Here is a 26,525-nt window from a genome sequence, read left to right as displayed (position 1 = left end):
GGTGATTCCTTTCCGGATCAGTCTTCAATGAGGTTTTGCAGCATCCGGAGCCGGGCGGCCCTGGCGCTTATTTCGGTTGAAGGCCCATCGACTACGGGGGCAGACTTCGCGCCGGCTGCGGGGGCCACGGGGGCGCCGGCTGCGGGGGCTGGGTCTGTGCCGGAAGCACCAGAAGCATCTTCATCGGGGTCGGGCGTGACGGTTTCCATCACGTCCACCGGCACCGCGTCACCCGTGAGGGTGACCACGCTGCCGTCGTCTTGGTACGACTGCTTGTAGGTCTCGCAGTCGTAGGTTTCGGGGTTCTCCAGTTCGAACACCAGGTAGCCGCCGCCGTTGCCGTCCGGGACGGTCCCCCGGAGCCAGCACCAAGCGCCGGGGTTGGCGTCCTGGAGCGCGTCGCGCGCACGGTCCTGGGTGGCTTCCAGCGATCCGGCGATGCTTTTCGCTGTCTGCCTGGCGCTGCGCCGGAAGGCCTTCGCCGCAGTGCAGTCAGCGCCCAGCGTCGCGGCGTGGTCGTGGATGCCCTGGATCATCTCGGCGTCCGCCGCGCTGTTCCGGGCACCGGCCTTGATGCCCTTGGAAGACAGGACTACCGCTTCCCGGTTGGAGGGGATCGCCACGAACGCGCCGTTGAGAAGCTCGCGCTTGGTGACCGTCGCGCCGTCCTTCTGGGTCTTCTCGGTCATGAACGCCACCGACGTCCTGTCGATGTGGCCTTCCTTCACGAGCGTCCGGACCTCCTGGGCCCGGGGAAGGGAAGAGAACGTGCCGGAGACAATCAGGTTGCCGGTTTTCTCATCGATACTCGGCGTCCCGGAGCCCACAGTGGTGGCCACGCTCATGCCGTGGTCGGAGTCGAACGTGATCTTCTCCGGCAGCGGGAGCTTCCAGTCATCGGGAAGCAGCGTGTCCCCATCCCGGTCCTTCGTCGGAGCGGAGAGCACCACCTGGAACGTGCCGGGGAACTCGTCGTCACCGCCGGTGGGCGTGATCGTGGCGTCCTTGCGAACAATGGTCATGGCCTAGCCTTCCTTGCTGAATTGGAGGTCGCAGGAGCAGCCGGCCACCTCATCGGCGCCGCCGCTGAAGTCGCCGGGTCCGTTCATCCCGTTACTGAAGGGCTCGTTCAAGCCCACGGTTTCCCCGTCCATCACTGCGTGCGAGGGGCGGGGGTTGGCCGCGGTAACCACCCATGTCTTCGTGCGGGCATCGGCCTGCTCGGCCCCGACGATGGACGCAAGTCCTGCAATCGCGCCGACCCTTGACAGGCTGATCTGATCGGCGCGGGCGGCCATGGTGCCGTCGAAGAATCCGTCTATGTCCGGGTCCTCTGTGTCGTCGCCGGATTGCCGGTCAAGGAGGTCCTGCAGCTGCTTGGCCGTCGTCGCGTTGATGTTCTTCGCCGACTTCGCGGCATCGCTGCCCAGCCACTCCGCCAGCTGGTCCGGGTTGTACTTACCGCCCAGCACCTCGGCCACGTGGGAGCCGATCGCCGTTGATGTCGCCACGGCGAGCGGTTCAAGGATCGCCGCCAGCTCGTCGTCCCACTCTTCGGGGTCGAACCCATCCACTGACTTGGACGCACGCGCGGCTTTCACCGCGGCCCCCTGCCTGGCGAAGAACTTCCGCAGTTCTGTGGCGTGTTGCTCGATGAGGCTTTCCCGGATCTTGGACTTATTGCCCTTGACCCGCGCGAGTTTTCCCATCACGGCACGAACCGTGACCGCCTTCCCAGCCTCCGGGGCCGGCAGCGGCAGGGGCATCGGCATGACCGTCCCGTCCGTCGCCACCTGCTGCGGAGAGGCAGCGTTGGAGCCCAGAGGGACCAGCGCCGCGTTGCCGTAGAGCTTGTCCGCCTCCGGGCCGGCTGGGGCGAGATTGAACATCGGCCGGCCCTCGGCAGGCTTCAGGACGCCCACCTGGATCAGCTTGTTCACGGACTCAGCGCGAACCTCGAAGTCCCCACGAAGGACCTCATCCATGTTGAACCGGGTGAAGACCTCGCCCGGTGCGTAGAAGTCCGGCACCAGCTGGTGGTTGATGACCGATTCGAAGTCCACGAACCGGGGAGCCATCGTGTCCCTGTACAAGGAGCGGAGCTGCTCGGTGACGTTGGAGAACGTGGCGTGGTCCAGGATGTGCACGGCGGGTGGCGGGACATCGTAGGCGGCGCACACCTCTTCCCGGTTGAGCTTCCGGGACTCGATGTACTGCATTTCCTCCATGTTCAGCTGGATGATGGTCGGCTTGATGCCTTCCTCAAAGACCGCCGTGCCGCCCATGTTGTCCGCCCCGCCGTGCGCCGCGTTGAACTGGGCCTTCAGCCGGTCAATGGCTCCCTGGCTCAGGGTCGCGTCAGTGGACAGCACCACCGAGGGGCGTGCGCCCTTGTCCCAGAAGCTGGCCGTGGCGCGCCGTGAGGCGTCCTCATTCAGCAGCGTCATCCGCAGGCTTTCCAGGTTGGAAAGGCCGCGGTTCAGGGTGTCCGGGTTGTAGGTAGTGAAGGCCACGACGTCGGACTCCGGAATGGGCGGGAGCATGGACACGTCACGGACGCCGGCGGAGTAGATGTAACCCAGCGACCCGTCAGGCATCCTTCTGACCACCACGTTCGTGGGGTGCATCGGGTGCAGCTCACGGACGTTGCCCCTGTCGTCGCGGAGCTTCAGCCAGAACGCCTCGCCGTAGATATCCCTGGTCGAGGACGTCCACTGCCACAGCTTGAATCCGCTCATCCGTGGGTTGGGCCGCAGCATGAGATCCGTCAGCGGGCCGGCCTCAGGGGTCTGCTCGTTCCCAACGCCTGCGCGCTTGATGTCGAACGGCATCCGGGCGGTTGCCATGGCCAGCTTCCGGACCAGCGTGCCGACCCACATCTGGGACTTGTACAGGGCCCCGTAAGCCGCCCACATGCCGGAGAGCTGCATGGACCCTGAGCTGTAGTAGGAGGCGTCCGCGAACATCGGGGTGCGGTCGCCGATCGTGTCAACCTGGTTGGGGACTACGGCTCCATCGGAAAGGAACACTTGACCTCCTCTTAGGTTGTGACTGCCTGCATGTACTTGATCCGCTGCCGGGGGAGCCACTGGTAACCGTCCAGCTTCAGCCGGTCCCCGGTCACGCCCACGGAGTAGGCAGCGGCCAGGACAACGTGTTCGTCGTCCCATTCCACGAGGACGCCCTCGAAGGCTTCCTCGGTGTCGATGGTGATCAGGAACTTGCCGCGCTCGGCATCCCGGAGCAGCCTGTCTTTGCGAGCCATTCCGGACCCCTTTCGTCAGAGGACCAGCAGGTCCTGCGTTTCGTACTTGCTGACCTTCTCGGGGGCCGTACCGTGTACCAGGAAGCAGCCCGCCGCGCCGGTCACCGCCACCAGCGGGGCGACGTCGTTCGGCGACTTGCCGCGGTCCCAGAAGAAAGCGTCACCGGACGGTTTCGCCAGGGCGGTTGCTGCGGCCACGTTCAGGATCGGCTGGCCCGGGTGGCTGATGTCCGGTTCCACGTCTTCCGGCTTGATCGGCTCGCCGTCCTCGTCCATCTCCTGGCCCCGGACACGGTCGTAGAACATGCCGGTCCAGCGGGACAGGTCCGCGCCTTCCCAGGGGATGACGTTCAGCCCGTCAATGGCCTCCAGCTCGGGGAGCAGGGACGATACCGGGGCGCCGTTCTTCTGCAGCGTCACCCCGACAAGATCTGGGTTGCTCTTGCGGGCCACGCTCTGCCCTTCAGGGGGCGAATCGAACCACGGGCCCACCCACGCCGTGCCGGAGCGGGAGGCGACCACCTGGACGCGGAGAACGCCGTCTGCGTTGAAGCCCGCGACTCCGATATGGGCGGTCGTGCGGTCCCAGGACACATCCACGCAGAAAGCGAACTTCCCGACGATCCTGTCTTCCCGGTCTGCACCCTTCTCCCACCGGCCAGGGGGGAACGGGCCGTCCGCCGTCGTGTCCAGCCACTGGCAGAACACCTCCGTCCGGACCAGGCCCTCAGGTTCGCCCTTCACAGCGGCCGCGATTGCCTTCTCAAGACTTGGGACGTGCCCGGTGGATGGATTCGACTGGGCCCAGCCGTGCCGGTCCCACATCGACATTCCCGGAGCCATCGACCATTCGAACAAGCCCAGCGAATCCGCATCCGCCTCGTCGTCCTCATCCAGGTCCGGCATGACGACGTCTTCCAGCCCGTCAGGGTTACCCAACGCCATGTGCGCCATGTTCCGAAGGAAGCGCAGCACGATCGAGGAAGCATCGCCGGCGTTTGAAACGGCCCAGACCTGCGCGTAGAAACGCGCCATGGTCGTCTTGGAGATCGCCGCCCAGGCATCCCAACTGGAATGCTCGCGCAACTCATCAAGGACAACCAAGTCAGCGGAAAGGCCACGGCCACCGCGGCGGTTCGCCGCCTGCACCTTGTACCGTTCACCGCTGGACAGCTCCAGGGCCTTCTTGCCGTTGGTCTTATCGATCCGCTCGATTTCGTCCTTGAGTTCCGGGACACCTTCAGCGAGCTCTACGGCGCCCCGCCAGACCTCCTCAGCAATGTCCAGATTCTGTGCCGTGCCGATAGTCAGCTTCGCGGCGTCCATGTACATCCGCCACAGCGTGAGGACCTGCATCAGGGTGGACTTGCCGTTCTGCCTGGCAACCAGCAGAACGACCGTCCGGAAGCGGAAGGACCCATCCTCGTTTAGTTCAAGGGCATGGATCAGCAGCCACTTCTGCCAAGGGAACAGAGGGATATCCAGGACCTGCTCAGCGAAGTCGATGCACTCAAAGCCCTTCGACGTTTCCCTGGTCAGCTCCCGGCGCTCCGGGGTGTAGATCCGCGGGACTTCGCAGCCGTACAGTTTCGGTTTGCCGGCCGCGATCGCCATGGATTACACCGCCTCCCGACCCCCACGCAGAAGCTCCAGCCGGCTCTTCTTCTTTTCAGCCGGTTTGCCGAGGCCGGCACGCTGCATGGGCGTCCCGCCAAGTTCCTTGAGCATGTTGAACAAGTGCGGGCCGAGGTACATCACGGATACGGCCTCTTTGCCGCCGGTCTTGGCCACCGCCTCGATCATGTGGGCGTACCGTTCGGCGAGCGCCACCAAGCCCTTGTCCCTGTCCTCGGTATCCATCTTGGCGATGGCGTCCCGTACTTCTGCGAGCAGCGAAGGCCCGTCGAAGGCAGCGAACGCGATCGGGTCCGGCGGCAGCGGCGTCTTGAAGTTCACCTGACGCGGAGCCCGGGGATCTTCGCCGGCGGCTTCCCTGGCATCAAACACCCAGCGGCCAAGCGTCTGCTCCGGGATGTCCAACTCGCGTCCGACGTCGGCAATGGCCCGGCCAGTGTTCAGGACCAGGTTGGCGGCTTCCCGCTTGTACTCCGCGGTGTACCTGCGGCGCTTGCGGGCCATCAGCGGGACACCCCAAAAAGTGCATCTGGGTGCTCGTTCGCGGCCCGGGTGATTGCGGCGAAGTATCGAAATGCGCCGGCGAAACTTCCCCAGCCATTCGCTGGTGCCATGTATTCCAGCGTCCGGCGGCGCACAAACATTTCCAGTAGGCCTATGCTCAGCGCGCTGCTGACCTCGGAGCCCTTCTTTCCGTCGATACCAGCCAATCCGTCAAGCGATGGGCAGGCCTTGCGCCACATCGGAGCAACATTGCTCGTCATGTTGCCGAGATCCAGATAGGTGGAGAACCGGTTGGGCGCGGGCTCTACCGTAGCCCAAACGTCGTAGCTCAACTGGCCTCCTCGGGGTCGGGGTTTTCGCTAAGGGGGGTGGGGGTACGGGGAGGGGGAGGACACTACCCGGCGAAGCCTCCCGGCCCGTCAGGTTCTAGAGATTTTCCGGCCCCTACCCGCCGTCGCGGTGGTGGATTCGGCGTCGTCGCCGTCGTCACCACGTCTGCAAAGCAGACCCGAGACCGGGCCTCTCGTCTCGGTCGCCCCGCGCCTTATTGCATCGAAGATGCGTGCTGCGCAGATTCGTTGGCTCCTCGGCAAGGTGCGGGTGCGTACTCCGAGGCTTGATGTGGTCAACGCTGAAGCTGTCCTCATCCGGATACTGCAGCCTGTAGTCAATCGGCTGTTGGCAGATCGCACAGCCCAATCGCTTGGCCCGCTGGTTAGCGACCAGCATGCGCCACTTGCCGCCAGCCCGGCCTGCTCGCTTACTCACAGCGGCGGCACACTTCACTGAGCGTGTCGAACGGCCGGCTAAACCAGCGGCATCCTCCGCTGCGCCTGTTGTGCGGGCCGAAGAGGTTCATAATCGAGGCGAGCATTCGACCTCCTGCACACATGGGAAGAGCCCCGCCGGCTAACCGGTCGAGGCTCTGAATTGTGGCTGGGTGCGAAACACCAGCTCACCCCATAATTTAGACGACTAAGTCAAGCATCCCCAGTATTGCCGCCGTGTCGGCGTGGCGTCATTGGGGGGGCCAGCGCAAAGTCTTCCTGCATCTGCGTCGCTGCCCGGGCAATGTCGTCGTCTGCAATACACCAAGCAAGCCCCAGGTTGCGGAGGACTTCGGCCGCCGGCCTGAACGCAGCAGCTAGTCCCTCAACCAGATGACTGGTACTCCGGAGATGGCGCTGCTGCCGCTCGATGGCTCGGAAGTGGTCCGGCTTTGTCCACGTCTTGCGGCACAGCTTGCATGTGTAGGTCCAGCGGGCTTTGCCCTCTTTGCGAATCATGCCTTCCTCCCGGTTAGGTACTTCTTTTTGAGTGCATCCCTGACCCTGCTTGGCCTCGGGGCACGGCGGCCGGCTGTTGCGAACCACTGATCGGCCGGCACGCGGTGGGTGATGTCCAGGCTGCACCGGATGACCACGCGGCCATCGCCCTGGGACCAGCCCCGAACCTTGCCCGGGCATGGGACCTGCTTGCCCTGGGCGTTGGTGATCCGCTGGTGGCAGTCGCCGTCGATGTCCACTTCCACCGGCGGGGCCTGATAGGCGGCTTCCTTCATCGCGTTCACGACCTTGGCCAGATCCACCCCGACTGCCATCACATGAGCAGCGGACGGGTGAGTGGCCAGATAGTCGACGTGCCAGCGGGAAAGCCAGTCAGCGAGAACTCCGGTGCCGTGATCCATGGGCAGGCGCTGGTCTGGGCGGTCCTGGATCAGCTGGCCCACGGCAAGCCAGATAGCGCGGCGGGCAGCGCGCATGATGTCGGAGACGTCGCCGTTGATCGGCAGCGGCGGGTACAGGTCACCGGTCCCGCCGACACGCTCCGAGGAGACCGCGCGTCCACCAGCTGGTGCAAGCGCGTCCTCAAGGTCAGGCCAGTACTTGGCGACGTCGGCGAGAGCGGACCGGAGCCAGTCGATACAGGCCGGGCACAGGTGGGCGCCGGCGGCGGCCTTCGCTGGGTCCTCGTCGTGGAAGATGCACAGCTCCGGGTACACGGTGCGCTTCTTGGCGAGCGTGTACGGCAGCAAGAGGACTGCGCCGTCAGCCAGCTCGAACCGGTACTTCTCCTCAATGTCCAGGGGAGTGGTCATGCCTTGCCTCTCAGGTCTTGGAGGATGTGGCCGTTCGTCAGGTCCTCTGGTCGCCAGACGCCGGCGTTGAGCTTGGCGAGCTGCATGCTGCTGATCCAGTCGAACTGCTCCGGGCTCAGCCGACCCTTGCTGGTCTTCAGCTCACGGAACAGGGCACGCTGCCGATGCTCACTGACCAGGACGAGATCCGGGAAGCCAGGGACCGACCGGCGGGAATCATGGGTGTGGTAGACCAAGCGGTATCCGTTGAGCTTGGCCAGTTCGATGACAGCAGTCTGGAACTGAGACTCACTCATTGGGTTAGGTGATGAAAGTCGTTGTGCGGGCATGCTCTAGTTCCTGCCTCGTTTCCTGGGGCGTCTTCGCTTTGGTTTGTTCATGGGAGGTTCAGTAGGGAGCCGGGCTCCCTTCCCTACCTGACCCGTCCCGACCCGTCCCGTCCCGACAAGGCTTGGTCTGGGAGACCTGTGACCTAGCCCGGTGCCAGATGACCTACGTGGGTCAGGGGCCGGCTCAACCGTTGCCCCTGCGGATGCGGAGTCGCTGGGCGGGCCGGTGGGTGCCGTTGCCTCGCCCTGTCCCGGAGTGGCCTTCGCGGGCTGCTCGACGGGAGGCGTGTCCTCTGCTGCTGAGTTGGGTCTGGTGTAGGTGGGGGTAACTATGACGTCGTGGTTCGCCAGGAACTCGACTGTTTGCGGCCCGTAGAGCGGCTCCGTTGGAGCAGGCAGGGTTTCCCAGGTGCTGTCCGGATCGTCCGCGCGGCGGCCGTTGCAGGCCTTGCAGCAAACGACGTAGGTCTCTACGGTGGCCCTTCGGCCGGGGTTGGTGTGGTCATAGGACCCGGCGCGGCCTGATACCCGGTCAGACCAGTTGACGGTCTTTCCGCAGTACCTGCACGCGTCCCCATCACGGTGCCGGACCGGCACGGTCAGCTCGGGGTTCCGTTGGTCCTTCTTCCGCTGGTTCGTCCAGGCTCGTTCGTCTTTCAGGATCATGTGGAAGAGGTCGTTGTCTTCGACCAGCTTGAACGCCTGGCGTACCTCCCCGTCAACGATGATCTCCGTGTCCGTGAGGTAGCCGCAGAACTTCGCTGCCTTGACGAGGGCGTTATACCTGCCGAGCGATCCGGCCATCTGGCGAGCTGTGCCAACGGTGATGATGTAGTCCTTCTCGTAGGCGGCCGATTGCGTTGCGCACCGATTCACCCAGCCGAAGCACTCATTTAGGATCCGGTCGTCTGCGTCCTCCATCTCCAGTGCTGAGAGGACGATGGGGTGGTTCGCCGCCGCGTCGCCCTCTTTCAGCCATGGCACTGGATGAACCTGCTTTCGTTACGTTCTTGCGGTCGTGGATTGCCTGCACCAGCGCGATACCCTCGGGATCGGCGAGCGCCGGGTGGGTAGTTGCGGCCAGTTCATGGCGGATTCGGTACTTGCGGGTCTTGAGGGGCAGCTCGTCGCGGCGTTTGTAGGCGCCCCAGTAGCGGGCGTTGTAAGTCCGGCCGATGTCCAGTGTCGGGACGATGATGTAGTTGCCGGTGACGATGATCCGGGCGTCTTCCGGGACGTAGTGCCGACAGCCGTTCGCCGCGAGCCACTCCGCTATGGAGTTGGTAGTGAATGGGTATTTGAGGCTGCTAGCCGTGATCGTCTGCGGCCTCATAGGTGCGGCTCCACGATGTCTACTACGCGGTTGAATACTGCATCGGTGATGTCCTGGACCTTGTTGCCGGTGCTGACGGTGACGGAGCCGTGGAAGCCGCGCCCGTCGCGGAGGAAGTTCGCGTCGTCTGGTTTTGGGTCCGTGGGCAGCTTTCCGCCGCCGGCGTGGGCCAGCTCGGGGAGTCGGTTCATCCAGCCCTCCCGGAACGCGTTCAGCTCGTTGGCGACCGTGGAGTCGTCTTCGGAGCGGATGGGCATCAGGAGGCCGAGGAAGGACTCTCCGCAGCTGATCAGGATGCGCTTGGCGTCCTCGGTGGGTTCGATGACTAGCGGTTCGCCGTAGGCCTGCGAGGCGGTGGCGAAGAGACGGACCAGACGGCCTGCTGCGACCAGGCGTTCCGGCATGACGCGATCGGACAGCACCGCTTGGATCAACAGCCGGCCGAAGGCCAGCGGGAATTCACCGGTGTCGTCTTCCCGCGGGATTTTGAACTCCTTGCCAGGGAAGAGGCCGGAGACGTCCATGAAGGTGATGCTGGAGTCCTTCACGGTGATGCGCAGCGTGTCGCCGATCTCGTCCTCGGGCTGCTTGCCTTTGGCCTTGAAGATCGTCAGGAGCTCCTTGGCAACGTCGGCCGGCAGGTTGAAGGCGTCGTCGTTCACGTCGCCCGTCAGGCCTTCCGCCTCCCACACCGACGCCACAGCGTGGCCCAGCGTGACGGTGTTGCAGGCCGTGACGTGCAGCATGCCGTCCGTTGCGGTGAAGTGCACGACGGCGAGCGCCTGGCTAAGTTTCGGGTCTCCGGTGTGGGGCGTGACGGCCATGAGGGCTTGCCGGAGGTCGAGGGTGTTGACGGTAAGGATCATGCGGCTCTCGCTTTAGTCATTGGTCTCTCCATGGGTAGGGCATTCGGGGTTTGTGGGTCTGGGGTATGCCGGGTGATACCGCCACGCTGGGCAGGTACATCCGGGGGTGGGCTGCCTGCGGCTGCTGGAGCCCATGGCGCACAACTCTGGGCGCTGGTTGCTGCTCATCGGGGTTCAGGAAGCCCTGGAGTAGGCGATGCGTTCGCCCATCGTCTTGGCTCGGGTGACGAGGTCGCCGCGGCCCTTGCGGTAGAGCATCCGTTCCAAGGCGCGGGGGTCTACGCCCAGACGGCTGGTAATTGCATCCCATGCCAGTGCCTGATCGAGTAGGAATTCGACGTCTTCGAGCTGCGCCTCCGAGACGCGGACTGTGCCTTCGACTGGGCGGCCTCGTCCCCGGACAGCAGCGCCGAGGTCGGGCTTCGCGTTGGGGTCGTCAATGGTGTCGTCGTCCCAGGCGAGCGGCGGCGCATATCCGGCTTTGGCGACTCGATTGATGCTGAGCGTGGTCGCCGGACCGCGCTGGTTCCAGATCCGGTCGTACAGCTCTTTGATGGCGTCGTGCTTTTTCTTGGTGAACCAGCCACCTTGCTGGTGCACGATGTTGGCTGTGTTAATGCCCAGCATCGGGGTGAGGTCCTGGTGCCGCCATCCCATGGCCATGAGTGCCTGGATGCGGCGGCGGCCGCCGATGTTCGGTACGAATCCCTCGGGGTTCGATCGTGCGAGGACCGCGTCCGGTGTGACGGCCAGGACGGCTGCCTCCGTCTCCCTGTAGAGGCTTTGTTTGCGCCCGCGGTTTAGGTCGCTGACGATGAATGCGCTGATGCCGGCGACCTCGGCTATTCCCCTGATGGACAGCCCGTGGCTGGCCGTCAGTTCCTGAACGTGTTCCTGTGCTCGGCCTGCCTCAACGATGCGCTTGATACCGCGAGCGCGCTCGACGCGCCACTTCTTCTGCCAGGCGCGGGAGTCGGAAGGCCTTTGCTTCGTCGTGGTTTCGGTCATCGATCTTTCCTTCCTTCTAGCAGCGGCAGTTGCCGTTGTGCGGGTCGATGGGCTTTTTGCAGCTGTCGCACTTGACGACCTTTGGCAGGACGGTGACCAGCTGGCGGGCAGGTGCCGGATTCTTCTGCTCGCTCATGCGGCTTCCCAGCCGTTCAAGTTGGTTCCGGCCTGGCGGCAGGCGCCGATGGTCATCCACCCGTAATCGAAGGCGTCTTCACGTTTCGTGAACTCCGGTTCGGAAATGTGGTGCTGGATGCCCATGCCGTCCCAAAGTGTGAGGAGCCACTTGCCCGCCTCGGTGCGGCGGACGCCGGCTCTTGGAAACTTCGCGTCATCGACCAGGAACGGGTCAGAGGGCGATGGGGCTTCCGGGTCGTTCAGCGCGTCCGCGTGCTCCAGCACCACCCTTTTTGCCTTCCACAGGCGGCCCACGTGGATCACCTCGTCCAAGATGGCCGGCCGGAAACCGCAAAGGCAGATCGGCTCGTTGGCTTCGTTCGTCGTGAGTCCGTGGTTACGCATCGTCGTCTTCCCCTTCTTCAAGCTCTTCTGCTGCGACCTCAGCGAGGCGGGCGTCGTGCAACTGCTGGAAGTGGTCCAGAACTTCCTGCTCGACGGCGGACAGCTCGTAGTGGTAGACGCTGCCGAGGTCTTCGATCCAGGCCTTCGGGCCGCCGTACCATGAGTGTCGGTAGTCGCCGGCGTCCCATGCCCATAGCTTCAGCAGCTCGTCTTCCTGGGACCGTTCGGCCAGGTGCAGCAGGAGTGCCATCTGCTCCACCGTCATATCCGCGAGCGCCGCCTTGATGCCCTGGTGGTCGCTCTCGGAGTCTGGGTGGCGGCCGGTGATCTCCGCGAAGAGGTTGACATGGGAGTGGAGCTGGCGGACGAGGAGACGGTATAGGGCTTCGTCTGCTGCGCCTTCAGGTGGGGAGGCGATGACCTGCTTGATGTGTTCGGCGCGGATGGCGTGGGCGATGTCCAGGGCCGCGGACAGCTCGGCGTCTCGGCGCTTGGCTTCCTGCTCTTCCTCGGTCAGCTCGACTTTGGCCTTTGCAGCTTTGCTCGGCTTCGAGTACCAGGAGAGCCTGCCCCAGTTCCGGTCGATGGACGCGAGGTCGCCTGCTGCGACGTGCTGGGCCGTCGTCAGCTCGTTGTCTTCGTTCTCGTAGATCTTGGTGTACTTGCCGCTGTACAACTCCGATTCCGGGACGTACTTGGCTCCGGCCTCCTTCAGCTCGGACTCTAGTGCCGCGAGTTTGCCGGGCAGGTCACGCTTGCGGGTTTCGGCCTCGACTCTGAAGGCGAATTCACGGGGGCTCTGCGCCGCGGCTGCCAGCAGCCTCTCTGTTGCCGCCTCGTCCGCGGCGAAGTCGACCAGCACCAGCGCCTGGTCAACGTTGAGGGTTTGTTCCTCCAGGCGGACCTTTGCGTCCTCATTGAGCTTGGTCAGAAGCAGCCGCTTCCGGACGTGACTTTGCGAGCGCCCCGTGGCCTTTGCCACGGTTTTGACGTTGAACGCGTCGCCGAATTCCAGGATTGTCTGGTAGGCGGAAGCTTCCTCTACGGGCGTGAGGTCCGCGCGCTGGGTGTTCTCCACGAGCATTGCCACGAGCTGCTTCGGCTCGGTGTCCAGGTCTTCCCGGATAACGCAGGGCAGGGAGTCAACATTGGCGAGCTTCGCCGCTGCGTACCGGCGGTGCCCGGCGATGATTGTGTAGCCCTCGCCAGCGATTGCCGGGGCCACGACGAGCGGCTGCAGGATGCCCTGCTCGGTGATGCTGTTGGCCAGGTCGGTGACGATCCCGACGTCATTCCGGACGTTCTTTGCGTGGATGACCAGCTGGTCAATGTGGAGTTCCTGGAAGGTCGCGTTCACTTTCCTGCGTCCTTTCTGACCAGAGCCAGCAGGTCCTGTTCGGCGTTGTGCGCTTCGAGGACTGCCTTCTCTTCCACTTCAAGGGCCAGCTTCAGGGCCTCTTCGGCCTTTACCGCTTGTTCCTTGGCGATAGCTGCCAGCTTGTTGGCGTGGGCACTCCTGCGGGCCAGCGCTGCCAGCTCGACGTCGTCCACCGAGGACCACGACGGCCGGCGAAGGTGGGCGTTCGGCACGTAGTGCTGACGGATCGCCTTCGGAATCGAGGCGGACACCGGAGCGGTGCCGAGCTGGATAACGACGGCGGGGGTTTCGTTGCCGAGGAACTGTTGCTCTGTCTCGACGGGCTGTTCGGTCATTTTGGTTGTCCTGTCTCAATTACGAATCCGGCGGCGCCGGCGATTAGGAAGGTGACTCCTGCGAGGTACGCGGAGTTGATGATGGGGAAGTCGGCGGTGGCCGCGAGGAACATCAGCGCGCCGAGGATGAGAAGGGGGGCGTAGAGGAAGATGCGGCGGCGATTCCGGCCGACCCGCTCGGATGGGGCCCTCATGCCCCGGTGCTCGTGGATAGAGAAGTTGGCACGATGTTCGCCGTTGATCAGGACGTGACCGGCATGGACATCGACCTGGATCTTCTGCGGCATGGGCCACTTCGAACGGCAGTAGCGTGCAAGCTGCTCAGCCAGTTCCCTGTTGTCCCGGTACTGGAGCTCGGCGCGGTCCTTGAAAGGACGGTGGCCTACAGGATGAACAATGGCGAAGCGCTTTATGCGCGCCTTCACAGCCCTACGGCGCGCTGGCGCCGGGCGTCCACGACACGGTCGAATGCAGACAGCTGCTCTTTCGCGGAGACAGCTGGGTTGAATACTGCGACAGTTGCGAGGTGCGGCCCGGGCTTGGGACCGGCAGCCGTCGAGGCCTGGGGGGTTGGCTCGACGGCCGCCGGCAGGGGGCCGGTAGCCGGCTCAGCCTGGGGGAGTGGCTGATCTTCTACCGGGGCTTGTGGGGGAGCCGGCAGCTCCCGGATGCTCGACTGTTCACGGAAGCGCTGCTCCGCGCCCGCTACATCCAGCGTGAGGTTCCGCAAGGCCTTATGAGCGGCGAGCGCGGTGTCCATGAGGTTGGCGGCAGCCATGCCGATGTTGCCGTTCCGGTCGAATGCCCTGAGGGGCTTGGACGCTGACTGCAGATCCTCCAGCAACGTGCAGGCACGGCGGTAGTCGGCGAGGCGCCGGCTTCTGATGACGTCGATCTCGCTACCGGACAGGGCCGCCGGGCCGACCGCGTGGTCTTCGGCGGCGAAGTACAGGTCCTTCGGGAACTGTCGTAGCCGCTCCTGCTGGAGCTGCTGCGCCGGGCAGCCGCCGTCCTCGTGCTCCGCGATGATCGCGAGCATGGGTGCGGCAATGGGGTCCTGCGCCGCGGGGATGCCTTCGGTGACCGGCCAGGACAGCGAGAGGCCGCAATCCTCGCACTCGAAGGAGGCGTCGTACAGGGTGCCGTCGAGGTCGCGGCCACCGGTGTCGTATCTCGTGCTCACGACGCAACCTCCAGCGAGCGCCGCGATCCGCGCAGCTGGCGGGCCTTGGCGAGCAGGAGCAACTGATCCTTGGAAGGACCGCCGGGCGTGTAAGCAGCCTCGGCGATCTCTTCAGGAGTCATCGAGTTGAGCAGTGCCGTTGCCTGGGCGAGGACGCGGCCGGCAGCGGCGATATGTGGTTGTGCTTCAGGGGGCAGTGTTCGGAGACCACGAACAGGCATTTGATATGCTCTTTTCTGATTCGAGAGCCGGGCTACCCCCTCCAGCGGTGGGCCTGGCTCTTGGATTTTCTACGGGCGGTCCAGTGAACTTTCTTGGCGGAATGGCACTGGGCCGCCTTTTGCGTTTTCTTGATTCCTTCGGCTACCGCTCATGCAGTCAGCTGTCGCGGTTCACAGTTACCAGTGGAGCGTCGTTTATCGGTAACGGTGGGCATGACTTCGTGCTCTTCCAACTCGAAGTACTCCTCCCATTCGACGTCCAGACGCGCTGCGATCAGTAGGGCGAGATCCTCGCTGAGGGTCTTCATCCCACCGGTCTCCAGCAGGTGGATCGTGTTCTGCGAGCGCCGTACGAGGAACGCCAGGTCGCGCTGGGAGAACTTGCGGTTGAGCCGCTTTCTCCGCAGTGCTGCGGGGTCCTTGACCTTCATCCAGGTCTCCTTACGAACGATCGATAGTGTGCGGCTGGTGCGTCGCATGATCAGTATGCCTTCCTCGTAATCGCTTTGACAAGTAGAGCATGGTTCATATGCAGCGTACTTGTCAAGACGATAGGCGAAGGAATCCGCGTGTTGTCTGCCAAGATGTACTTGTCACTTGTCATAAAAGTTCTGTCGCCACTTCCCCAAGTGTCGATCCAGAAGGAAGAGTCACCGTCGTGAACAAGCCCAAGAGTCTTCGGGAGCTGGTGGAAGTCGCCATCACCCGACACGACACATCTGGACGCCAATTGGCATTCCTCGCCCAGCGCGAAGGATTCACCCTGGCAACTACGACGGTCAATGCCATCAGGCAGGGTACCTATAAGTCCACCCCGACCAACGAGACGATCAAAGCGATCGCCTGGTTGGCCGGCGTTTCAGATGAGGCCGCGTTCACGGCCGCGGGACAACCCGTCCCCGGTCCGCCATTCGCCGACGAACTTCCGCCTGGCGTTGACAACTTGCCGGCTAAAGCCCGCAAAGCTGCCATCGACATGCTGAGGGTCCTCGTGGATATGAACAAGGACGACGATGCTCTCCAGCCAGAACGTGACGACATTCGCGAAGAACGAAACCGGATCGTGCACGACTACGCCGATGCCATGCGGACCAGCCGTGAGCGTGGCAAGCGCCGTAACGCTGTCCCTGGACAGAAGACATCTGAGGACGCTTCCGCAGAGAATGTCACACCCCTCGATGATGATGCGATAGACCGCCTTCACCAGGCTGAGCACTACGATTTAGCCGCGAAGCCGGCGCACGGGGGAATTGCACATGATCAGGATGCCGAAGACGCCTGAGGCATACGTCCGGGCCCTCGGCGTCCATGTCCGGTACGGCTGGGTGCCCGATGGCCTTTGGGGCACCTACGACGCGGACCTGCACGTCATCACACTCAAACGAGGCCTGGCCCCGACCCAACTACTGTGCACCCTCATGCACGAACTGGGCCACGCCGCCTACCGCCACGAAGGAACCACACCCCGGTCCGAGCGCGATGCCAACTACTGGGCAGCCGTCCGGCTGATCTCGAAACAAGACTTCGTTGACGCTATCCTCGTGGATAACAACGCCGTCGCCATGGCCCACCGCCTAGGTGTTCTTCCCGACGTTGTCGAGCACTATATCGACGCACTAAGCGACAGCGAGCGCCAGGCTATTGAAGAGCTGGTGCGGGCATCCGCAGCTGCTTAGCAGCACACCTTCTTCTGTTCTACCCCTAAGGGATCTTTTGATGAGTGCTTCCCGAGGGCAGCTGCGCGCTGTCCCAGATAAAGCCGTCCGCGCCGTTGCCTATGTCCGGGTATCCAGAGAGCGCGACGGAATGATCAGCCCAGAGCTGCAGCTCGCCGCCATCGAGCGGCACTGCCAGCAGAGCGGCTACGAAGTCGTGGAAACCCTCACGGACCTCGACCTGTCCGGGCAGTTCTGGAAGCGCCGCCAAGTCGAACAGGCCGTCGCCATGATCGAAGCCGGCACCGCGGACGTCCTCGTTGTGTGGAAGCTCAGCCGAGTGGCCAGGAACCGCAAGGACTGGGTCATTGCCGTGGACCGTGTCGAGGGCGTCGGCGGCCGGCTGGAGTCGGCCACCGAACCGATGGACACCACCACCTCGTCCGGGCGGTTCGCCCGCGGCATGCTCGCGGAACTGGCGGCCTTCGAATCTGAACGCATGGGGGAGTCCTGGAAAGACGCCCACGAACGACGAGTGAAGCAGGGCAAGCCAGCGAACGGAAAGCCCCGCTACGGGTACCAATACGACAAAGAGAAAGGCTTCACCCCCGACCCTGTCCAAGGGCCGATCCTCGCCGAGCTCTACACACGTTACCTCTCCGGCCAGTCCGTCTACAGCCTCGTCCAATTCCTCAACGACGGACCCACACGCCCCTCCACTGGCTACGGCATATCCAAGGACGGGCTGTGGTCGGCGCGGACAATCCGTCGAATCATGGACCAGGGCTTCGGCGCAGGCTTTATCACTCGACACGGCGAGCGCCTGCCCGGAATCCATGCACCAGTCATCACGCCCGAGCAATGGGCCGAGTACCTCGCACGCCGCGAAAGCCGAAGGGTCAACCGGCGTAGCGAGCGCTCCGTCTACCTTCTGTCCGGCCTCATCCGATGCTCCTGCGGGGCAAGGATGAACGCCGGCCTATTCGGCACCGCGCAAACACCCAAATACCGATGCAAAGCAGCAGCCGAGAAGCGCGCACACACAGGCGGTTACGTCATGGTGGACTACGTCGAACGAATCCTCCTCGAGCAGCTCGCCGATTGGGCCGAGGATCTGAACGCCGAGGGCGCGGCCGCCGCAAAGATGGTCAAGAAGACCTCCGCCGACGCCGAGAAGACAATAGGACTGGCAAAGCAGATCGAGAAGCTGGACGGGCGCCTGGATCAGCTCACCCTGAAGATGCTGGACGGCACTGTTCCACAGGACTCCTACACCCGACTGAGGGACGACCTCCAAAAGCAGAAGCAAGACGCGGAGAGTGCCCTCGCCTCGGCCCAGGTCGCAGTCGCGAAGCCCCCCATCGACCTCCTGCCCGGACTCGTGGAGGACTGGCACCTTCTTCCCGTCGATATGCGGCGGGACCTTCTCTCCCGACTCATCGACTTCGTGGAAATTGCACCAGGCCGCCCACGCGCCAAAGTCACTGTCCGCCCACTCTGGTAATTCAGGGCTTTCGCTGGCTCTTAGGATGGGGGAGTTCGCCTTCTATCTTTGATCAGGGAGAGTTTGCCTTGCCCGATTCAAACGCGCCCACCAAGGACCAGCCGAAAAAGGTCTTTGTAATCTCTCCCATCGGCGCTGATGGGAGCCAAGTTCGGAGACACGCAGACTTGTTTTTGGAATTCATAGTTCAAGCGGCACTGCCGGCGCCTGAGTTTGAGGTGGAGCGCGCCGATGCTCACGACTCGCCATATGCGATCACTGCGGCCATGCTCAGTTCTATTCTCAACGCAGACATCTGCGTTGCCGACATAACCGGCCGCAACCCTAACGTCTTCTACGAACTCGCTCTGGCCCACGCGATGGACAAGCCTGTAGTGATTATGGATGGGGACAAGGACTCATCGCCATTCGACATCAAAGACATGCGTGCACTCAAATTCGGTCTGATGCCGGACGAGGTGAAAAAGGCCGTAAGCCAGCTCAAGGCCAAGGCATTGGCCCCTGACCTCGCTCCCGAATTCAAGGACATGATGAACCCGGTCGCGGCAGCCTTCCGAACGTGGACCGCACAGCAACGGGTAGAAAGCTCTGGAAGCTCAACGGAACAAATGCTCCTGCAGCTAGTCGAGAGCCTTGCGCGAAAGATAGACCTTGTTGAACGCCGCTTGAGGACTCCTGGCGCGGAACCCATGGCTGCGGTGGCCGAAGGGACCAGGCAAGAAGTGCGGGCTCTGCTCAATCAGTTCGGGCTCGTGCTGGAGGGAAACCAGCTCGGAGAGGAGGACATCGAGCTCGTCAAGGAGGGCTTATCGCTAATGGAAGAACAGCGGCATCCCAAAGTTATGAGGGGATGGATTCGACGTGCTGAGCAGGTACTTCGCAGAGTTGAGGCCGATGCCGGCTCATAACGGTCAGCCAGAAACAGAAATAGATGAAGGGGAAGTCGAGCGGGAAGCGTGGCGCGAGGCCAGGGTGACAACAGGACCTAGTCACACTCATGTCCGCGGTGTTGGTGGCAGCCCTTCTGGCGCTTGCGGGTCCCGCACTGGAAGCCATGTTCAACCAGGCGATGGACAAGGTAGGAAACTGAACCATGGGCAGGTCCGCCCCATGGCCGCAGGAGCAGCAGGGTGCGGCCCGGGCAGCCGAGCAGGGATCAGCCGTTGTGGACTTTGTCCTGGTGGGTGGGCTGCTGACGATGTTCTTCCTGGCGATACTCCAACTGATACTGGTCCTGCACGTCAGAAACACACTCATTGACGCCGCCGCATCCGGAGCGAGATACGGGACACTCGCAGACCGCAACGCCAACGATGCTGAAGAACGGACACGCGGCCTCATCAGCATGGCCCTCAACCCTGGCTTCGCTGAGCAGGTCAGTACCAGGGAAGTACAGTTCCAAGGCATGCGTACCCTGGAGGTCACGGTCCGGTCCCCAATGCCTGTTATTGGCCTGATCGGACCGAGGGACATGCTGGAGGTGAAGGGGCATGCTGCCGTCCAGCCCTGAACCGGCCAGCTTCAGGAGATCGCAGGGGCCAAGCTTCAGGAGCCGCCTTGCAGAGGCACTTTGCCAGGAGAAGCCCCGGGACATCATCCAGGCTCCGGAACCTGTGAGGAGGGCGGAACGCCGTCAGCCTGGCCTGGGCCGTGAACAGGGAAGCGCGGTGGTCGAGTTTACGTTCCTTGCACTCCTGCTGATGGTCCCGCTGGTTTATTTCGTAATAACTGTCGCGCAGATCCAAGGGGGATCCTTCGCCGTAGTGGGCGCCGCGGACCAGGCCGCCAAGGTCTATGTAGCCCAACCCGATGCCGGGAGCGCCCAGGCTGCTGCGGAGCAGGCGGTGGCACTTGCACTCTCCGACTTCGGCCACCAGGGGGACCAGGCCACCTTGAGCACCCTCTGCAGCCCGGCCGACTGCCAGGCCGCGGGCAGCACGGTAACGGTGACCGTCAGTCTCAGCGTGCCCCTGCCCTTCATGCCGTTTGCCGAGGGGTTGTCCGCCACGGAGGTCCAGGCCTCTTCTTCCCAGCTGGTGGGCCGCTACCGATGAACCGCCGGGAACCGGACCAGGATGGCCAGCTGATGGTCATGATCCTCGGCTACGTGCTCATCGCACTCCTGGTGGCGACGGTGGTCATCGGCATTTCCTCCGTTTACCTGGAGCACAAACGCCTGCTGTCCTTGGCAGACGGTGCATCGCTTGCCGCTGCCGGCAGCTACACCCTTGGCGAAGTCTCAACGCAAGGCGGCAGCCCCTCTGCTGTCCTCAACCCGGCACGCGTCCGGAACGTCGCGGCAGACTTCGTTGCAAGAAGTCCCGCTTCGCAGCGTTTCTCCAGCCTTGCGGTCACCGGGGCGACGGGAACGCCGGACGGTTCCACCGCCGTCGTTGTCCTCACGGCCGCCGTCCACCCGCCGGTGGTGAACTTCCTCATTCCTGACGGGATCGCCATCGAGGCAACGTCAACCGCGCGCTCGCGGTTGACCCGTTAGGACACCGGAACGGGCAGGATTCGGCGATAGCGTAGGGTTAAACCACCATGGCCAATATTGATTTTTCTGCTGAAATCCGCGCCCTCCGCGCCACCTACGAGTCCATCGAACGCGTCTCCGACGTTGATGCACTCCGTGAAGACATCGCCGAACTCAGCGAGCGGGCAGGGGAGCCGGACCTGTGGGACGACCCCGCAGCGGCGCAGAAGATCACCTCCCGTCTCTCCCACCGACAGTCCGAGCTGGAACGCCTCACCAACCTGGCCTCGCGTATCGACGATCTCGAAGTCCTGGTGGAACTGGGCCAGGACGAGGACGACGCCGCCTCGATGGGGGAGGCCGCTGCCGAACTCGAATCCATCAAGAAGGCCCTCAAGGACCTGGAAGTGGTCACCCTGTTGTCCGGAGAATATGACGAGCGCGAAGCCGTGGTGTCCATCCGTGCGGGAGCGGGCGGTGTCGACGCGGCAGATTTCGCCGAAATGCTGATGCGCATGTACCTCCGGTGGGCCGAGCGGCACGGTTACCCCACCACCGTCATGGACACCTCGTACGCCGAGGAAGCCGGGCTGAAATCGGCCACGTTTGAGGTCAAGGCGCCCTATGCTTACGGCACCCTCAGTGTTGAAGCAGGGACCCATCGCCTGGTCCGGATCAGCCCGTTCGACAACCAGGGCCGCCGCCAGACCTCGTTCGCGGCTGTTGAAGTCATCCCGCTGATTGAACAGACCGATTCCATCGACATCCCGGACAACGAGATCAGGGTTGACGTCTTCCGCTCATCCGGTCCGGGTGGCCAGTCGGTCAACACCACTGACTCGGCGGTCCGCCTCACGCACATCCCCACCGGAACGGTGGTTTCGATGCAGAATGAGAAGTCCCAGCTTCAGAACCGTGCCGCTGCCATGCGCGTGCTGCAGTCCAGGCTCCTGCTCCTGAAGAAGGAGCAGGAGGACGCGGAGAAGAAGGCGTTGGCCGGAGACGTCAAGGCGTCCTGGGGTGACCAGATGCGCTCTTATGTCCTGAATCCGTACCAGATGGTCAAGGACCTGCGCACAGAACACGAAGTGGGCAACACATCGGCAGTGTTCGACGGTGAAATCGACGACTTTATCGACGCCGGAATCCGGTGGCGGACGGATAACCGTAACGCCGAAAAGTAGGATGCCCTCCGGCGGGCTGCGGGACGATGCGGCGACACGCCCCCGAAAGCCCGCCCGGCAGGCACCGATCCTGCGTATAGTCGAGGGGCCGGGGCCCTACTTTCCCCAAGCGAAAAACCCGTGCACCGGCTGCAGAACTGGGCTGCATCAGACCGATGAGCCATGCCCTGCAGGGTACTTAGGGCCATGATCCGATTCGAAAATGTCACCAAGGTTTACGACCAGAAAGCCCGACCGGCACTGGATTCCATCGACCTTGAGATCGACCGTGGCGAATTCGCCTTCCTCGTCGGCGCCTCGGGCTCCGGAAAGTCCACCTTCCTCCGGCTGGTGTTGAAGGAAGACCGCGCCACCTCCGGTGCCGTGTACGTCGCCGGCCAAAACGTCGCCAAAATTTCCAGTTGGCGGGTTCCGCGCCTCCGCCGCGGAATCGGAGTCGTCTTCCAGGACTTCCGCCTCCTTCCCCAGAAGAACGTGTTCGCCAATGTCGCGTTCGCCATGCAGGTCATCGGCAAGAGCCGCAGCGTGATCCGCGATACCGTCCCGGAGGTCCTTAAGACAGTAGGGCTCGAAGGCAAGGAACACCGCATGCCGCACGAGCTGTCCGGCGGAGAGCAGCAGCGCGTCGCCATCGCGCGTGCCGTGGTCAACCGCCCCGGGATCCTCCTCGCAGACGAGCCGACGGGAAACCTCGATCCCACCACGTCCATGGGAATCATGGGCGTATTGGACAAGATCAACCAGAACGGAACCACCGTGGTGATGGCCACCCACGACGACGACATCGTCAACGAGATGCGCAAGCGCGTGGTCGAACTCAAGAACGGCGTGGTGATCCGCGACGAAGCCAAGGCCCTGTACACCTCGATGATTCCCGTCGTCGGACAGTCCCGGCGCCTGAAGGACGCCAGCGGCAGGGAGGCTCCCGACGCCGGCCTGCGTGGCAACGGCGCTGAAGGCGAGGCCCAGCGGTGAGGCTCGCATTCATTCTCTCCGAGATTGGCAGCGGCCTGCGCCGGAACCTGTCCATGGTGGTATCGGTCATCCTGGTGACCTTCGTGTCCCTGACATTCGTGGGCGCGGCGGGCATGCTGCAAATGCAGATCAACCAGATGAAGGGCTACTGGTACGACAAGGTCCAGGTGGCCATCTTCCTCTGCAGCGACGGGTCGACCGCGCCCGGGTGCGCGTCCGGACCCGTGACCCCTGAACAGCAGCAGGGCCTGAACGCACTCCTGGAATCCCCGGCTGTGGCGCAGTACATCAACGACTTCCAGTTCGAGTCCAAGGATGAGGCCTACAAGCACTTCAAGGACCAGTTCTCCAATTCGCCCATTGTGGATTCCGTGACCCCGGACCAGCTGCCGGCTTCCTTCCGGATCAACATGAAGGATCCGGAGAAGTACCAAATCATCAGCGAGACGTTCTCCTCCCAGCCCGGCGTGGAGACGGTCATCGACCAGCGGCAGCTGCTGGAACGTCTTTTCTCGGTGATGAATGGGGCGTCCCTGGTGGCAGTGGGCATCGCAGGAGTGATGATCGTCTGCGCGATCCTGCTCATCGCCACGACGATCAGGCTCTCCGCCTTCAGCCGGCGCCGGGAGACCGGCATCATGAGGCTCGTGGGGGCGTCCAAAACCGTCATCCAGCTGCCATTCATCCTCGAAGGCGTCATCGCGGCCGTCATCGGCGCAGCCCTGGCCTCGGGCACCCTGTGGGCCGTAGCGCAGTTCTTCCTGGGTGACTACATGTCCCGCCAATACCCTGACACGGCCTTCATTTCGGCAGGCCAGACCCTCATCCTCGCGCCGGCGCTGCTGGTCCTTGGCGGATCCTTGGCAGGAATTTCGTCCCTCTTGACCCTTCGCAGATATTTGCGCGTTTAGGCTGTGCACACCGACCAAGGAATGCCAATGAACGTTACTGCTCAAACCGCGCCCCGCGCCCAGCGAAGCCGGGGACGGTCCGCTGCCCGCCGGTGGGGACTTGTGAGCGGCCTGCTCACCGTCATTCTTTCAGCAGGCATGGCCGTAGCCACCCCCGTGGCTTTCGCAGACGACCTCGAAGACCGGAAAGCCGCGCTCGAGGCCGAAGCTGCCCGCGTCCAGGCGTCGCTTGAATTTGTCGATTCCCGAATCGCAAAGGCCGCCGGCGACCTTGTGATCTACCAGGGCCAGCTCCCGGCGGCACAGCAAGCACTGCTTGACGCGCAGGGCCGCGTTGCCAGCGCAGTCAAAGAATCGGAAGCACTGGCTGCACGTGTCGACATGGCCCAGCAAAACAAAGCCAAGATCACCCAGCAGCTGGAAACCGACAAGCAAAAAATTGCCGATACCAAGAAGCTGATCGGCCAGATCGCGACCCAGGCCTACAAGTCCGGCGGTGTCCCCTCCAACCTGTCGCTTTTTTTCGGCTCCAACGGCGGGGGCAGCCTCACCGACACCATGGACTTGGCGGACCAGGCCATGCGCAGCCAGAACGCCGCCATGGACAAGCTGAGCCAGCAGAACGCGACCAACGTGAACTCGGAAGCCCGGCTCCAGGCCGTGGAAGCGGAAATCAAGGACCTCAAGGCCAAAGCCGACGCCGCGCTTGAGCGGGAGAAGGCGGCACGCGACGAGGCAGCCGCCAAAAAGGCCCAGGTGGACCAGTTGATTGCCGACACCACCCGCCTCGACGCCGAGCTCCAGGCTGCCAAGCCCGGAATCCAGGCGCAACTGGCGGGCGTCCAGGCCAACCAAAACCAGGTGGCCAACGAAATTGCCGAACGAGACCGCAAGGCCCGCGAGGCATGGGAAGCGGAGCAGCGCCGTCAGGCTGCCGCGGCCGCCGCTGCTGCCGCCGCCGCAGCCGCGGCAGCGAACCGCCCCGCCCCGCCCGTCCAGCCTTACGTCCCGCCGGCCGCCGGTTCGCCGTCGGCCTTTGGCCTCCGCCACCCCTTCGACGGCAGCATCCCCATCACCTCCGGCTTTGGCTACCGCACCACTCCGCCGGGAACTATCGACTTCTACGGCACGGGCGGGTACATGCACACCGGCATCGACTTCGGTGCAGCCTGCGGAACGCCCGTGTACGCGGCCGCAGCCGGGGAAGTCTTCAGCTCAGGATGGAACTCCGCCGACGGCGGTGGTTGGCGTGTCAAGATCGATCACGGCATGGTGCAGGGCAACACCCTCACCACCATCTACTACCACAACTCCAGCATCGTGGTCTCGAACGGCCAAAAGGTCTCGCAGGGGCAACTCATTGCATACTCGGGCAGTACCGGTAACTCCACGGGCTGCCACGCCCACTTCGAGACTTGGCTCAACGGCCGAGCCGTCGACCCCATGGGGCTGCTGTAGGCAGTACCCGCCTGCCGTAGACTGGTATAGCTCCGGCGCCACTGGCCCGGGCCGTCCAACCTGAACCTGAGGAGTTTTCCCGTGCCGAAAGAAAGTGGCCGTAAGGTGGTGGCCACCAACCGCAAGGCCCGGCATGACTACCACGTGCTGGACACGTACGAGGCCGGCATCGCGCTGATGGGCACCGAAGTGAAGTCCCTGCGCGAGGGGCATGCCTCCATGGTGGACGGATTCTGCACCTTTTATAACGACGAACTGTGGATGGAAGCGATCCACATTCCCGAATACAACCAGGGAAGCTGGACCAACCATGCCGCCAGGCGGCGGCGGAAGCTGCTGCTGCACCGCGAGGAACTCATCAAGATCTCCCGCAAAGTCCAGGAGGCCGGGTACACCGTCGTTCCGCTGCAGCTCTACTTCGTCGACGGCCGGGCCAAGGTGGAAATCGCGGTTGCCCGGGGCAAGCGGGAGTACGACAAGCGGCAGACCCTGCGCGAGCAGCAGGACAACCGTGAGGCGCAGCGCGAGATGCGGGAGCGCAACCGGCGCCGCTAGGAATTATTTCGGGCGGGTATGCGTTAGTATGGGTAGTCCGGCCGGCGTGCCAGCCGGTTTGGCAACAAAATACGGGGATGATCGGTTTCGACGATGTTAGTCGCGACAGGTGAAGCGGGCCGAGGATGCAGATTTATCTCGTAAACGCTGTCTGCAAACCAATAAGTGCCAATTCTAAGCGCACTGACTTCGCTCTTGCTGCCTAAGCAGTAAGACAGTCCGTCAGCCCGAGGTTGCTATCGCCCCGGATCCTGGCGTCATTTAGATAGCCACTGCTGTTTGCTCCCGTCATCGGAGTAAACGGGACTTTTAGGTGACTGGGCCCGGATCAGCCAGCTGTTTGCAGCATGGCTGGGGCCGAGAAAATCCGACGCAAACTGCGCCCGGAGAAGCCCTGACAACACGACATCGGACGGGGGTTCAATTCCCCCCATCTCCACCCCCGAGATGAATCGGGACATCCTTTGCGGATGGGTCGGATCATCAAAGAAAAACACCCCGGTCTCCTGACCGGGGTGTTTTTCTTTGCCCGGCTGCCCGGGTACCGGGCCGCCCGCACCGGAATACCGGCAGGGCCTAAGGGCTCTAGCGGGTCGGCCGCACCCGCCCTTATCGTCAAGGCATGCACAACGACCCGGCACAACTGCCTACTGAAGTCCTGGACGCCGCCACGTGCTGGGACCTCCTGCATGGAGTGTCTGTTGGCCACCTGGCTGTGCTGGTGGACGGATATCCGGAAGTTTTCCCCGTAAATTACAAAGTGGACCAGCAATCAGTTGTCTTCCGCACCGGGGAAGGAACCAAGCTGCGGGCCGCCGGGGGACCACTCGCCGTCGCGCTTGAAGCAGACGGCCACGACGACTCAAAAGCCTGGAGCGTGCTGGTCAAAGGCAAGGCCGTCATCCTGGAGCCCACCCAGGAACTCCTGGCGGGAGCCGCCCTGACGCTGTTTCCCTGGCAGGCGGGAGAGAAGGACCACTTCGTCCGCATCGTCCCCACCTCCGTCACAGGCCGGCGCTTCGTCATCACATCACCGCTGACGTGGTGGAACCATGTAGGGGAGACGGCGGCCAGGGACACGGCTTAGCGGGTGGAGGGCCCATCGGCCCTTTGCTGAAGTCCTGCTTGCT

The 26,525-nt window shown here is 63.5% G+C and carries 33 protein-coding genes and 1 other RNA gene; 14 read left to right on the top strand and 20 right to left on the bottom strand.

Annotated features, from left to right (window positions below; translation table 11 throughout):
- Nucleotides 1–17: 17 nt before the first annotated feature.
- From NIBR502770_RS10515 to NIBR502770_RS10425, 20 genes are all read right to left on the bottom strand, one after another.
- On the bottom strand, nucleotides 18–1,022 hold the full coding sequence (locus NIBR502770_RS10515) for a hypothetical protein (protein ID WP_141181886.1): 1,005 nt from the start codon (nucleotides 1,020–1,022) through the stop codon (nucleotides 18–20).
- A gap of 3 nt (nucleotides 1,023–1,025) precedes the next feature.
- Nucleotides 1,026–3,029 (bottom strand): phage portal protein, encoded by a 2,004-nt coding sequence (locus NIBR502770_RS10510; protein WP_168223151.1) that lies wholly within the window; start codon nucleotides 3,027–3,029, stop codon nucleotides 1,026–1,028.
- An 11-nt stretch (nucleotides 3,030–3,040) separates the two neighbouring features.
- Entirely contained in the window at nucleotides 3,041–3,265 is a 225-nt protein-coding gene (locus tag NIBR502770_RS21180) for a hypothetical protein (RefSeq protein ID WP_168223150.1), read from the bottom strand.
- 15 nt (nucleotides 3,266–3,280) lie between these two features.
- The gene (locus tag NIBR502770_RS10505; RefSeq protein WP_141181884.1) at nucleotides 3,281–4,879 is read right to left on the bottom strand and encodes a terminase; all 1,599 of its coding nucleotides are present in this window, start codon (nucleotides 4,877–4,879) and stop codon (nucleotides 3,281–3,283) included.
- Nucleotides 4,880–4,882: 3 nt separating this feature from the next.
- On the bottom strand, nucleotides 4,883–5,404 hold the full coding sequence (locus NIBR502770_RS10500; protein ID WP_141181883.1) for a transposase: 522 nt from the start codon (nucleotides 5,402–5,404) through the stop codon (nucleotides 4,883–4,885).
- Entirely contained in the window at nucleotides 5,404–5,736 is a 333-nt protein-coding gene (locus tag NIBR502770_RS10495; RefSeq protein WP_141181882.1) for a hypothetical protein, read from the bottom strand. The genes NIBR502770_RS10500 and NIBR502770_RS10495 overlap by 1 nt, the downstream gene beginning before the upstream one ends.
- 154 nt (nucleotides 5,737–5,890) lie before the next feature.
- The gene (locus NIBR502770_RS21840; protein WP_141181881.1) at nucleotides 5,891–6,133 is read right to left on the bottom strand and encodes an HNH endonuclease; all 243 of its coding nucleotides are present in this window, start codon (nucleotides 6,131–6,133) and stop codon (nucleotides 5,891–5,893) included.
- 553 nt (nucleotides 6,134–6,686) lie between these two features.
- Nucleotides 6,687–7,502: a hypothetical protein gene (locus tag NIBR502770_RS10485; RefSeq protein ID WP_141181880.1), complete on the bottom strand. Its 816-nt coding sequence runs from the start codon at nucleotides 7,500–7,502 to the stop codon at nucleotides 6,687–6,689.
- On the bottom strand, nucleotides 7,499–7,798 hold the full coding sequence (locus NIBR502770_RS10480) for a VRR-NUC domain-containing protein (RefSeq protein ID WP_141181879.1): 300 nt from the start codon (nucleotides 7,796–7,798) through the stop codon (nucleotides 7,499–7,501). Before NIBR502770_RS10480 ends, NIBR502770_RS10485 begins: the two co-directional genes overlap by 4 nt.
- 36 nt (nucleotides 7,799–7,834) lie before the next feature.
- Nucleotides 7,835–8,815: an HNH endonuclease gene (locus NIBR502770_RS10475; RefSeq protein ID WP_141181878.1), complete on the bottom strand. Its 981-nt coding sequence runs from the start codon at nucleotides 8,813–8,815 to the stop codon at nucleotides 7,835–7,837.
- Nucleotides 8,721–9,164 carry a hypothetical protein gene (locus NIBR502770_RS10470; RefSeq protein ID WP_141181877.1) on the bottom strand — a complete coding sequence of 148 codons (444 nt, stop codon included), beginning with the start codon at nucleotides 9,162–9,164 and terminating at the stop codon, nucleotides 8,721–8,723. The genes NIBR502770_RS10475 and NIBR502770_RS10470 overlap by 95 nt, the downstream gene beginning before the upstream one ends.
- On the bottom strand, nucleotides 9,161–10,030 hold the full coding sequence (locus tag NIBR502770_RS10465) for a hypothetical protein (protein WP_141181876.1): 870 nt from the start codon (nucleotides 10,028–10,030) through the stop codon (nucleotides 9,161–9,163). The genes NIBR502770_RS10470 and NIBR502770_RS10465 overlap by 4 nt, the downstream gene beginning before the upstream one ends.
- 174 nt (nucleotides 10,031–10,204) lie before the next feature.
- Entirely contained in the window at nucleotides 10,205–11,038 is an 834-nt protein-coding gene (locus NIBR502770_RS10460; protein ID WP_141181875.1) for a hypothetical protein, read from the bottom strand.
- A gap of 132 nt (nucleotides 11,039–11,170) precedes the next feature.
- Nucleotides 11,171–11,560 (bottom strand): hypothetical protein, encoded by a 390-nt coding sequence (locus NIBR502770_RS10455; protein ID WP_141181874.1) that lies wholly within the window; start codon nucleotides 11,558–11,560, stop codon nucleotides 11,171–11,173.
- Entirely contained in the window at nucleotides 11,553–12,917 is a 1,365-nt protein-coding gene (locus NIBR502770_RS10450; RefSeq protein WP_141181873.1) for a ParB/RepB/Spo0J family partition protein, read from the bottom strand. The genes NIBR502770_RS10455 and NIBR502770_RS10450 overlap by 8 nt, the downstream gene beginning before the upstream one ends.
- Complete coding sequence (locus tag NIBR502770_RS10445; RefSeq protein ID WP_141181872.1) at nucleotides 12,914–13,273, bottom strand: hypothetical protein; 360 nt, start codon at nucleotides 13,271–13,273, stop codon at nucleotides 12,914–12,916. Before NIBR502770_RS10445 ends, NIBR502770_RS10450 begins: the two co-directional genes overlap by 4 nt.
- Nucleotides 13,270–13,698 carry a hypothetical protein gene (locus tag NIBR502770_RS10440; protein WP_141181871.1) on the bottom strand — a complete coding sequence of 143 codons (429 nt, stop codon included), beginning with the start codon at nucleotides 13,696–13,698 and terminating at the stop codon, nucleotides 13,270–13,272. The genes NIBR502770_RS10445 and NIBR502770_RS10440 overlap by 4 nt, the downstream gene beginning before the upstream one ends.
- Nucleotides 13,695–14,456, bottom strand: coding sequence for a hypothetical protein (locus NIBR502770_RS10435; RefSeq protein ID WP_141181870.1), 762 nt, complete (start codon nucleotides 14,454–14,456; stop codon nucleotides 13,695–13,697). Before NIBR502770_RS10435 ends, NIBR502770_RS10440 begins: the two co-directional genes overlap by 4 nt.
- On the bottom strand, nucleotides 14,453–14,677 hold the full coding sequence (locus NIBR502770_RS10430; protein ID WP_141181869.1) for a hypothetical protein: 225 nt from the start codon (nucleotides 14,675–14,677) through the stop codon (nucleotides 14,453–14,455). Before NIBR502770_RS10430 ends, NIBR502770_RS10435 begins: the two co-directional genes overlap by 4 nt.
- 149 nt (nucleotides 14,678–14,826) lie before the next feature.
- The gene (locus NIBR502770_RS10425; protein WP_141181868.1) at nucleotides 14,827–15,108 is read right to left on the bottom strand and encodes a helix-turn-helix domain-containing protein; all 282 of its coding nucleotides are present in this window, start codon (nucleotides 15,106–15,108) and stop codon (nucleotides 14,827–14,829) included.
- A 227-nt stretch (nucleotides 15,109–15,335) separates the two neighbouring features.
- Here NIBR502770_RS10425 and NIBR502770_RS10420 point away from each other — a divergent pair, with 227 nt between their 5' ends.
- The 14 genes from NIBR502770_RS10420 (at nucleotide 15,336) to NIBR502770_RS10355 (ending at nucleotide 26,482) form a co-directional block, all read left to right on the top strand.
- On the top strand, nucleotides 15,336–15,959 hold the full coding sequence (locus NIBR502770_RS10420) for a hypothetical protein (protein WP_141181867.1): 624 nt from the start codon (nucleotides 15,336–15,338) through the stop codon (nucleotides 15,957–15,959).
- Nucleotides 15,934–16,353: an ImmA/IrrE family metallo-endopeptidase gene (locus NIBR502770_RS10415; protein ID WP_141181866.1), complete on the top strand. Its 420-nt coding sequence runs from the start codon at nucleotides 15,934–15,936 to the stop codon at nucleotides 16,351–16,353. Before NIBR502770_RS10420 ends, NIBR502770_RS10415 begins: the two co-directional genes overlap by 26 nt.
- A 40-nt stretch (nucleotides 16,354–16,393) precedes the next feature.
- Nucleotides 16,394–17,836 (top strand): recombinase family protein, encoded by a 1,443-nt coding sequence (locus NIBR502770_RS10410; protein ID WP_141181865.1) that lies wholly within the window; start codon nucleotides 16,394–16,396, stop codon nucleotides 17,834–17,836.
- Between the two features lie 68 nt (nucleotides 17,837–17,904).
- Complete coding sequence (locus NIBR502770_RS10405) at nucleotides 17,905–18,744, top strand: hypothetical protein (RefSeq protein ID WP_141181864.1); 840 nt, start codon at nucleotides 17,905–17,907, stop codon at nucleotides 18,742–18,744.
- A gap of 185 nt (nucleotides 18,745–18,929) precedes the next feature.
- Nucleotides 18,930–19,346, top strand: coding sequence for a TadE family protein (locus NIBR502770_RS10400; protein WP_141181863.1), 417 nt, complete (start codon nucleotides 18,930–18,932; stop codon nucleotides 19,344–19,346).
- On the top strand, nucleotides 19,327–19,890 hold the full coding sequence (locus tag NIBR502770_RS10395; protein WP_371416508.1) for a hypothetical protein: 564 nt from the start codon (nucleotides 19,327–19,329) through the stop codon (nucleotides 19,888–19,890). The genes NIBR502770_RS10400 and NIBR502770_RS10395 overlap by 20 nt, the downstream gene beginning before the upstream one ends.
- Nucleotides 19,887–20,333, top strand: coding sequence for a pilus assembly protein TadG-related protein (locus NIBR502770_RS10390; protein WP_141181861.1), 447 nt, complete (start codon nucleotides 19,887–19,889; stop codon nucleotides 20,331–20,333). Before NIBR502770_RS10395 ends, NIBR502770_RS10390 begins: the two co-directional genes overlap by 4 nt.
- Before the next feature lie 47 nt (nucleotides 20,334–20,380).
- Entirely contained in the window at nucleotides 20,381–21,496 is a 1,116-nt protein-coding gene (prfB, locus tag NIBR502770_RS10385) for a peptide chain release factor 2 (RefSeq protein WP_018760183.1), read from the top strand.
- A 186-nt stretch (nucleotides 21,497–21,682) separates the two neighbouring features.
- The gene (gene ftsE / locus NIBR502770_RS10380; protein WP_141181860.1) at nucleotides 21,683–22,471 is read left to right on the top strand and encodes a cell division ATP-binding protein FtsE; all 789 of its coding nucleotides are present in this window, start codon (nucleotides 21,683–21,685) and stop codon (nucleotides 22,469–22,471) included.
- The gene (gene ftsX, locus NIBR502770_RS10375; protein ID WP_141160004.1) at nucleotides 22,468–23,382 is read left to right on the top strand and encodes a permease-like cell division protein FtsX; all 915 of its coding nucleotides are present in this window, start codon (nucleotides 22,468–22,470) and stop codon (nucleotides 23,380–23,382) included. The genes ftsE and ftsX overlap by 4 nt, the downstream gene beginning before the upstream one ends.
- Before the next feature lie 27 nt (nucleotides 23,383–23,409).
- On the top strand, nucleotides 23,410–24,840 hold the full coding sequence (locus NIBR502770_RS10370) for a M23 family metallopeptidase (protein ID WP_141181859.1): 1,431 nt from the start codon (nucleotides 23,410–23,412) through the stop codon (nucleotides 24,838–24,840).
- An 81-nt stretch (nucleotides 24,841–24,921) separates the two neighbouring features.
- Nucleotides 24,922–25,395 (top strand): SsrA-binding protein SmpB, encoded by a 474-nt coding sequence (gene smpB / locus NIBR502770_RS10365; RefSeq protein ID WP_141160006.1) that lies wholly within the window; start codon nucleotides 24,922–24,924, stop codon nucleotides 25,393–25,395.
- Between the two features lie 73 nt (nucleotides 25,396–25,468).
- Nucleotides 25,469–25,837: a transfer-messenger RNA gene (gene ssrA, locus NIBR502770_RS10360) on the top strand.
- A gap of 180 nt (nucleotides 25,838–26,017) precedes the next feature.
- Nucleotides 26,018–26,482 carry a pyridoxamine 5'-phosphate oxidase family protein gene (locus tag NIBR502770_RS10355; protein ID WP_141181858.1) on the top strand — a complete coding sequence of 155 codons (465 nt, stop codon included), beginning with the start codon at nucleotides 26,018–26,020 and terminating at the stop codon, nucleotides 26,480–26,482.
- The last annotated feature ends 43 nt before the right edge of the window (nucleotides 26,483–26,525 follow it).

The organism is Pseudarthrobacter sp. NIBRBAC000502770 (assembly GCF_006517815.1).
Lineage (GTDB): Bacteria > Actinomycetota > Actinomycetes > Actinomycetales > Micrococcaceae > Arthrobacter > Arthrobacter niigatensis.
This window is presented reverse-complemented; position numbering and strand designations above follow the sequence as displayed.

Bases quoted from the DNA above. Each gene is read 5' to 3' on its own strand.
- NIBR502770_RS10515 (WP_141181886.1), bottom strand. From the start codon at position 1,022: ATGACCATTGTTCGCAAGGACGCCACGATCACGCCCACCGGCGGTGAC.
- NIBR502770_RS21180 (WP_168223150.1), bottom strand. From the start codon at position 3,265: ATGGCTCGCAAAGACAGGCTGCTCCGGGATGCCGAGCGCGGCAAGTTC.
- NIBR502770_RS10505 (WP_141181884.1), bottom strand. From the start codon at position 4,879: ATGGCGATCGCGGCCGGCAAACCGAAACTGTACGGCTGCGAAGTCCCG.
- NIBR502770_RS10500 (WP_141181883.1), bottom strand. From the start codon at position 5,404: ATGGCCCGCAAGCGCCGCAGGTACACCGCGGAGTACAAGCGGGAAGCC.
- NIBR502770_RS21840 (WP_141181881.1), bottom strand. From the start codon at position 6,133: ATGCTGGTCGCTAACCAGCGGGCCAAGCGATTGGGCTGTGCGATCTGC.
- NIBR502770_RS10485 (WP_141181880.1), bottom strand. From the start codon at position 7,502: ATGACCACTCCCCTGGACATTGAGGAGAAGTACCGGTTCGAGCTGGCT.
- NIBR502770_RS10480 (WP_141181879.1), bottom strand. From the start codon at position 7,798: ATGAGTGAGTCTCAGTTCCAGACTGCTGTCATCGAACTGGCCAAGCTC.
- NIBR502770_RS10470 (WP_141181877.1), bottom strand. From the start codon at position 9,164: ATGAGGCCGCAGACGATCACGGCTAGCAGCCTCAAATACCCATTCACT.
- NIBR502770_RS10465 (WP_141181876.1), bottom strand. From the start codon at position 10,030: ATGATCCTTACCGTCAACACCCTCGACCTCCGGCAAGCCCTCATGGCC.
- NIBR502770_RS10460 (WP_141181875.1), bottom strand. From the start codon at position 11,038: ATGACCGAAACCACGACGAAGCAAAGGCCTTCCGACTCCCGCGCCTGG.
- NIBR502770_RS10455 (WP_141181874.1), bottom strand. From the start codon at position 11,560: ATGCGTAACCACGGACTCACGACGAACGAAGCCAACGAGCCGATCTGC.
- NIBR502770_RS10445 (WP_141181872.1), bottom strand. From the start codon at position 13,273: ATGACCGAACAGCCCGTCGAGACAGAGCAACAGTTCCTCGGCAACGAA.
- NIBR502770_RS10430 (WP_141181869.1), bottom strand. From the start codon at position 14,677: ATGCCTGTTCGTGGTCTCCGAACACTGCCCCCTGAAGCACAACCACAT.
- NIBR502770_RS10425 (WP_141181868.1), bottom strand. From the start codon at position 15,108: ATGAAGGTCAAGGACCCCGCAGCACTGCGGAGAAAGCGGCTCAACCGC.
- NIBR502770_RS10415 (WP_141181866.1), top strand. From the start codon at position 15,934: ATGATCAGGATGCCGAAGACGCCTGAGGCATACGTCCGGGCCCTCGGC.
- NIBR502770_RS10410 (WP_141181865.1), top strand. From the start codon at position 16,394: ATGAGTGCTTCCCGAGGGCAGCTGCGCGCTGTCCCAGATAAAGCCGTC.
- NIBR502770_RS10400 (WP_141181863.1), top strand. From the start codon at position 18,930: ATGGGCAGGTCCGCCCCATGGCCGCAGGAGCAGCAGGGTGCGGCCCGG.
- NIBR502770_RS10395 (WP_371416508.1), top strand. From the start codon at position 19,327: ATGCTGCCGTCCAGCCCTGAACCGGCCAGCTTCAGGAGATCGCAGGGG.
- NIBR502770_RS10390 (WP_141181861.1), top strand. From the start codon at position 19,887: ATGAACCGCCGGGAACCGGACCAGGATGGCCAGCTGATGGTCATGATC.
- prfB (WP_018760183.1), top strand. From the start codon at position 20,381: ATGGCCAATATTGATTTTTCTGCTGAAATCCGCGCCCTCCGCGCCACC.
- ftsE (WP_141181860.1), top strand. From the start codon at position 21,683: ATGATCCGATTCGAAAATGTCACCAAGGTTTACGACCAGAAAGCCCGA.
- NIBR502770_RS10370 (WP_141181859.1), top strand. From the start codon at position 23,410: ATGAACGTTACTGCTCAAACCGCGCCCCGCGCCCAGCGAAGCCGGGGA.
- NIBR502770_RS10355 (WP_141181858.1), top strand. From the start codon at position 26,018: ATGCACAACGACCCGGCACAACTGCCTACTGAAGTCCTGGACGCCGCC.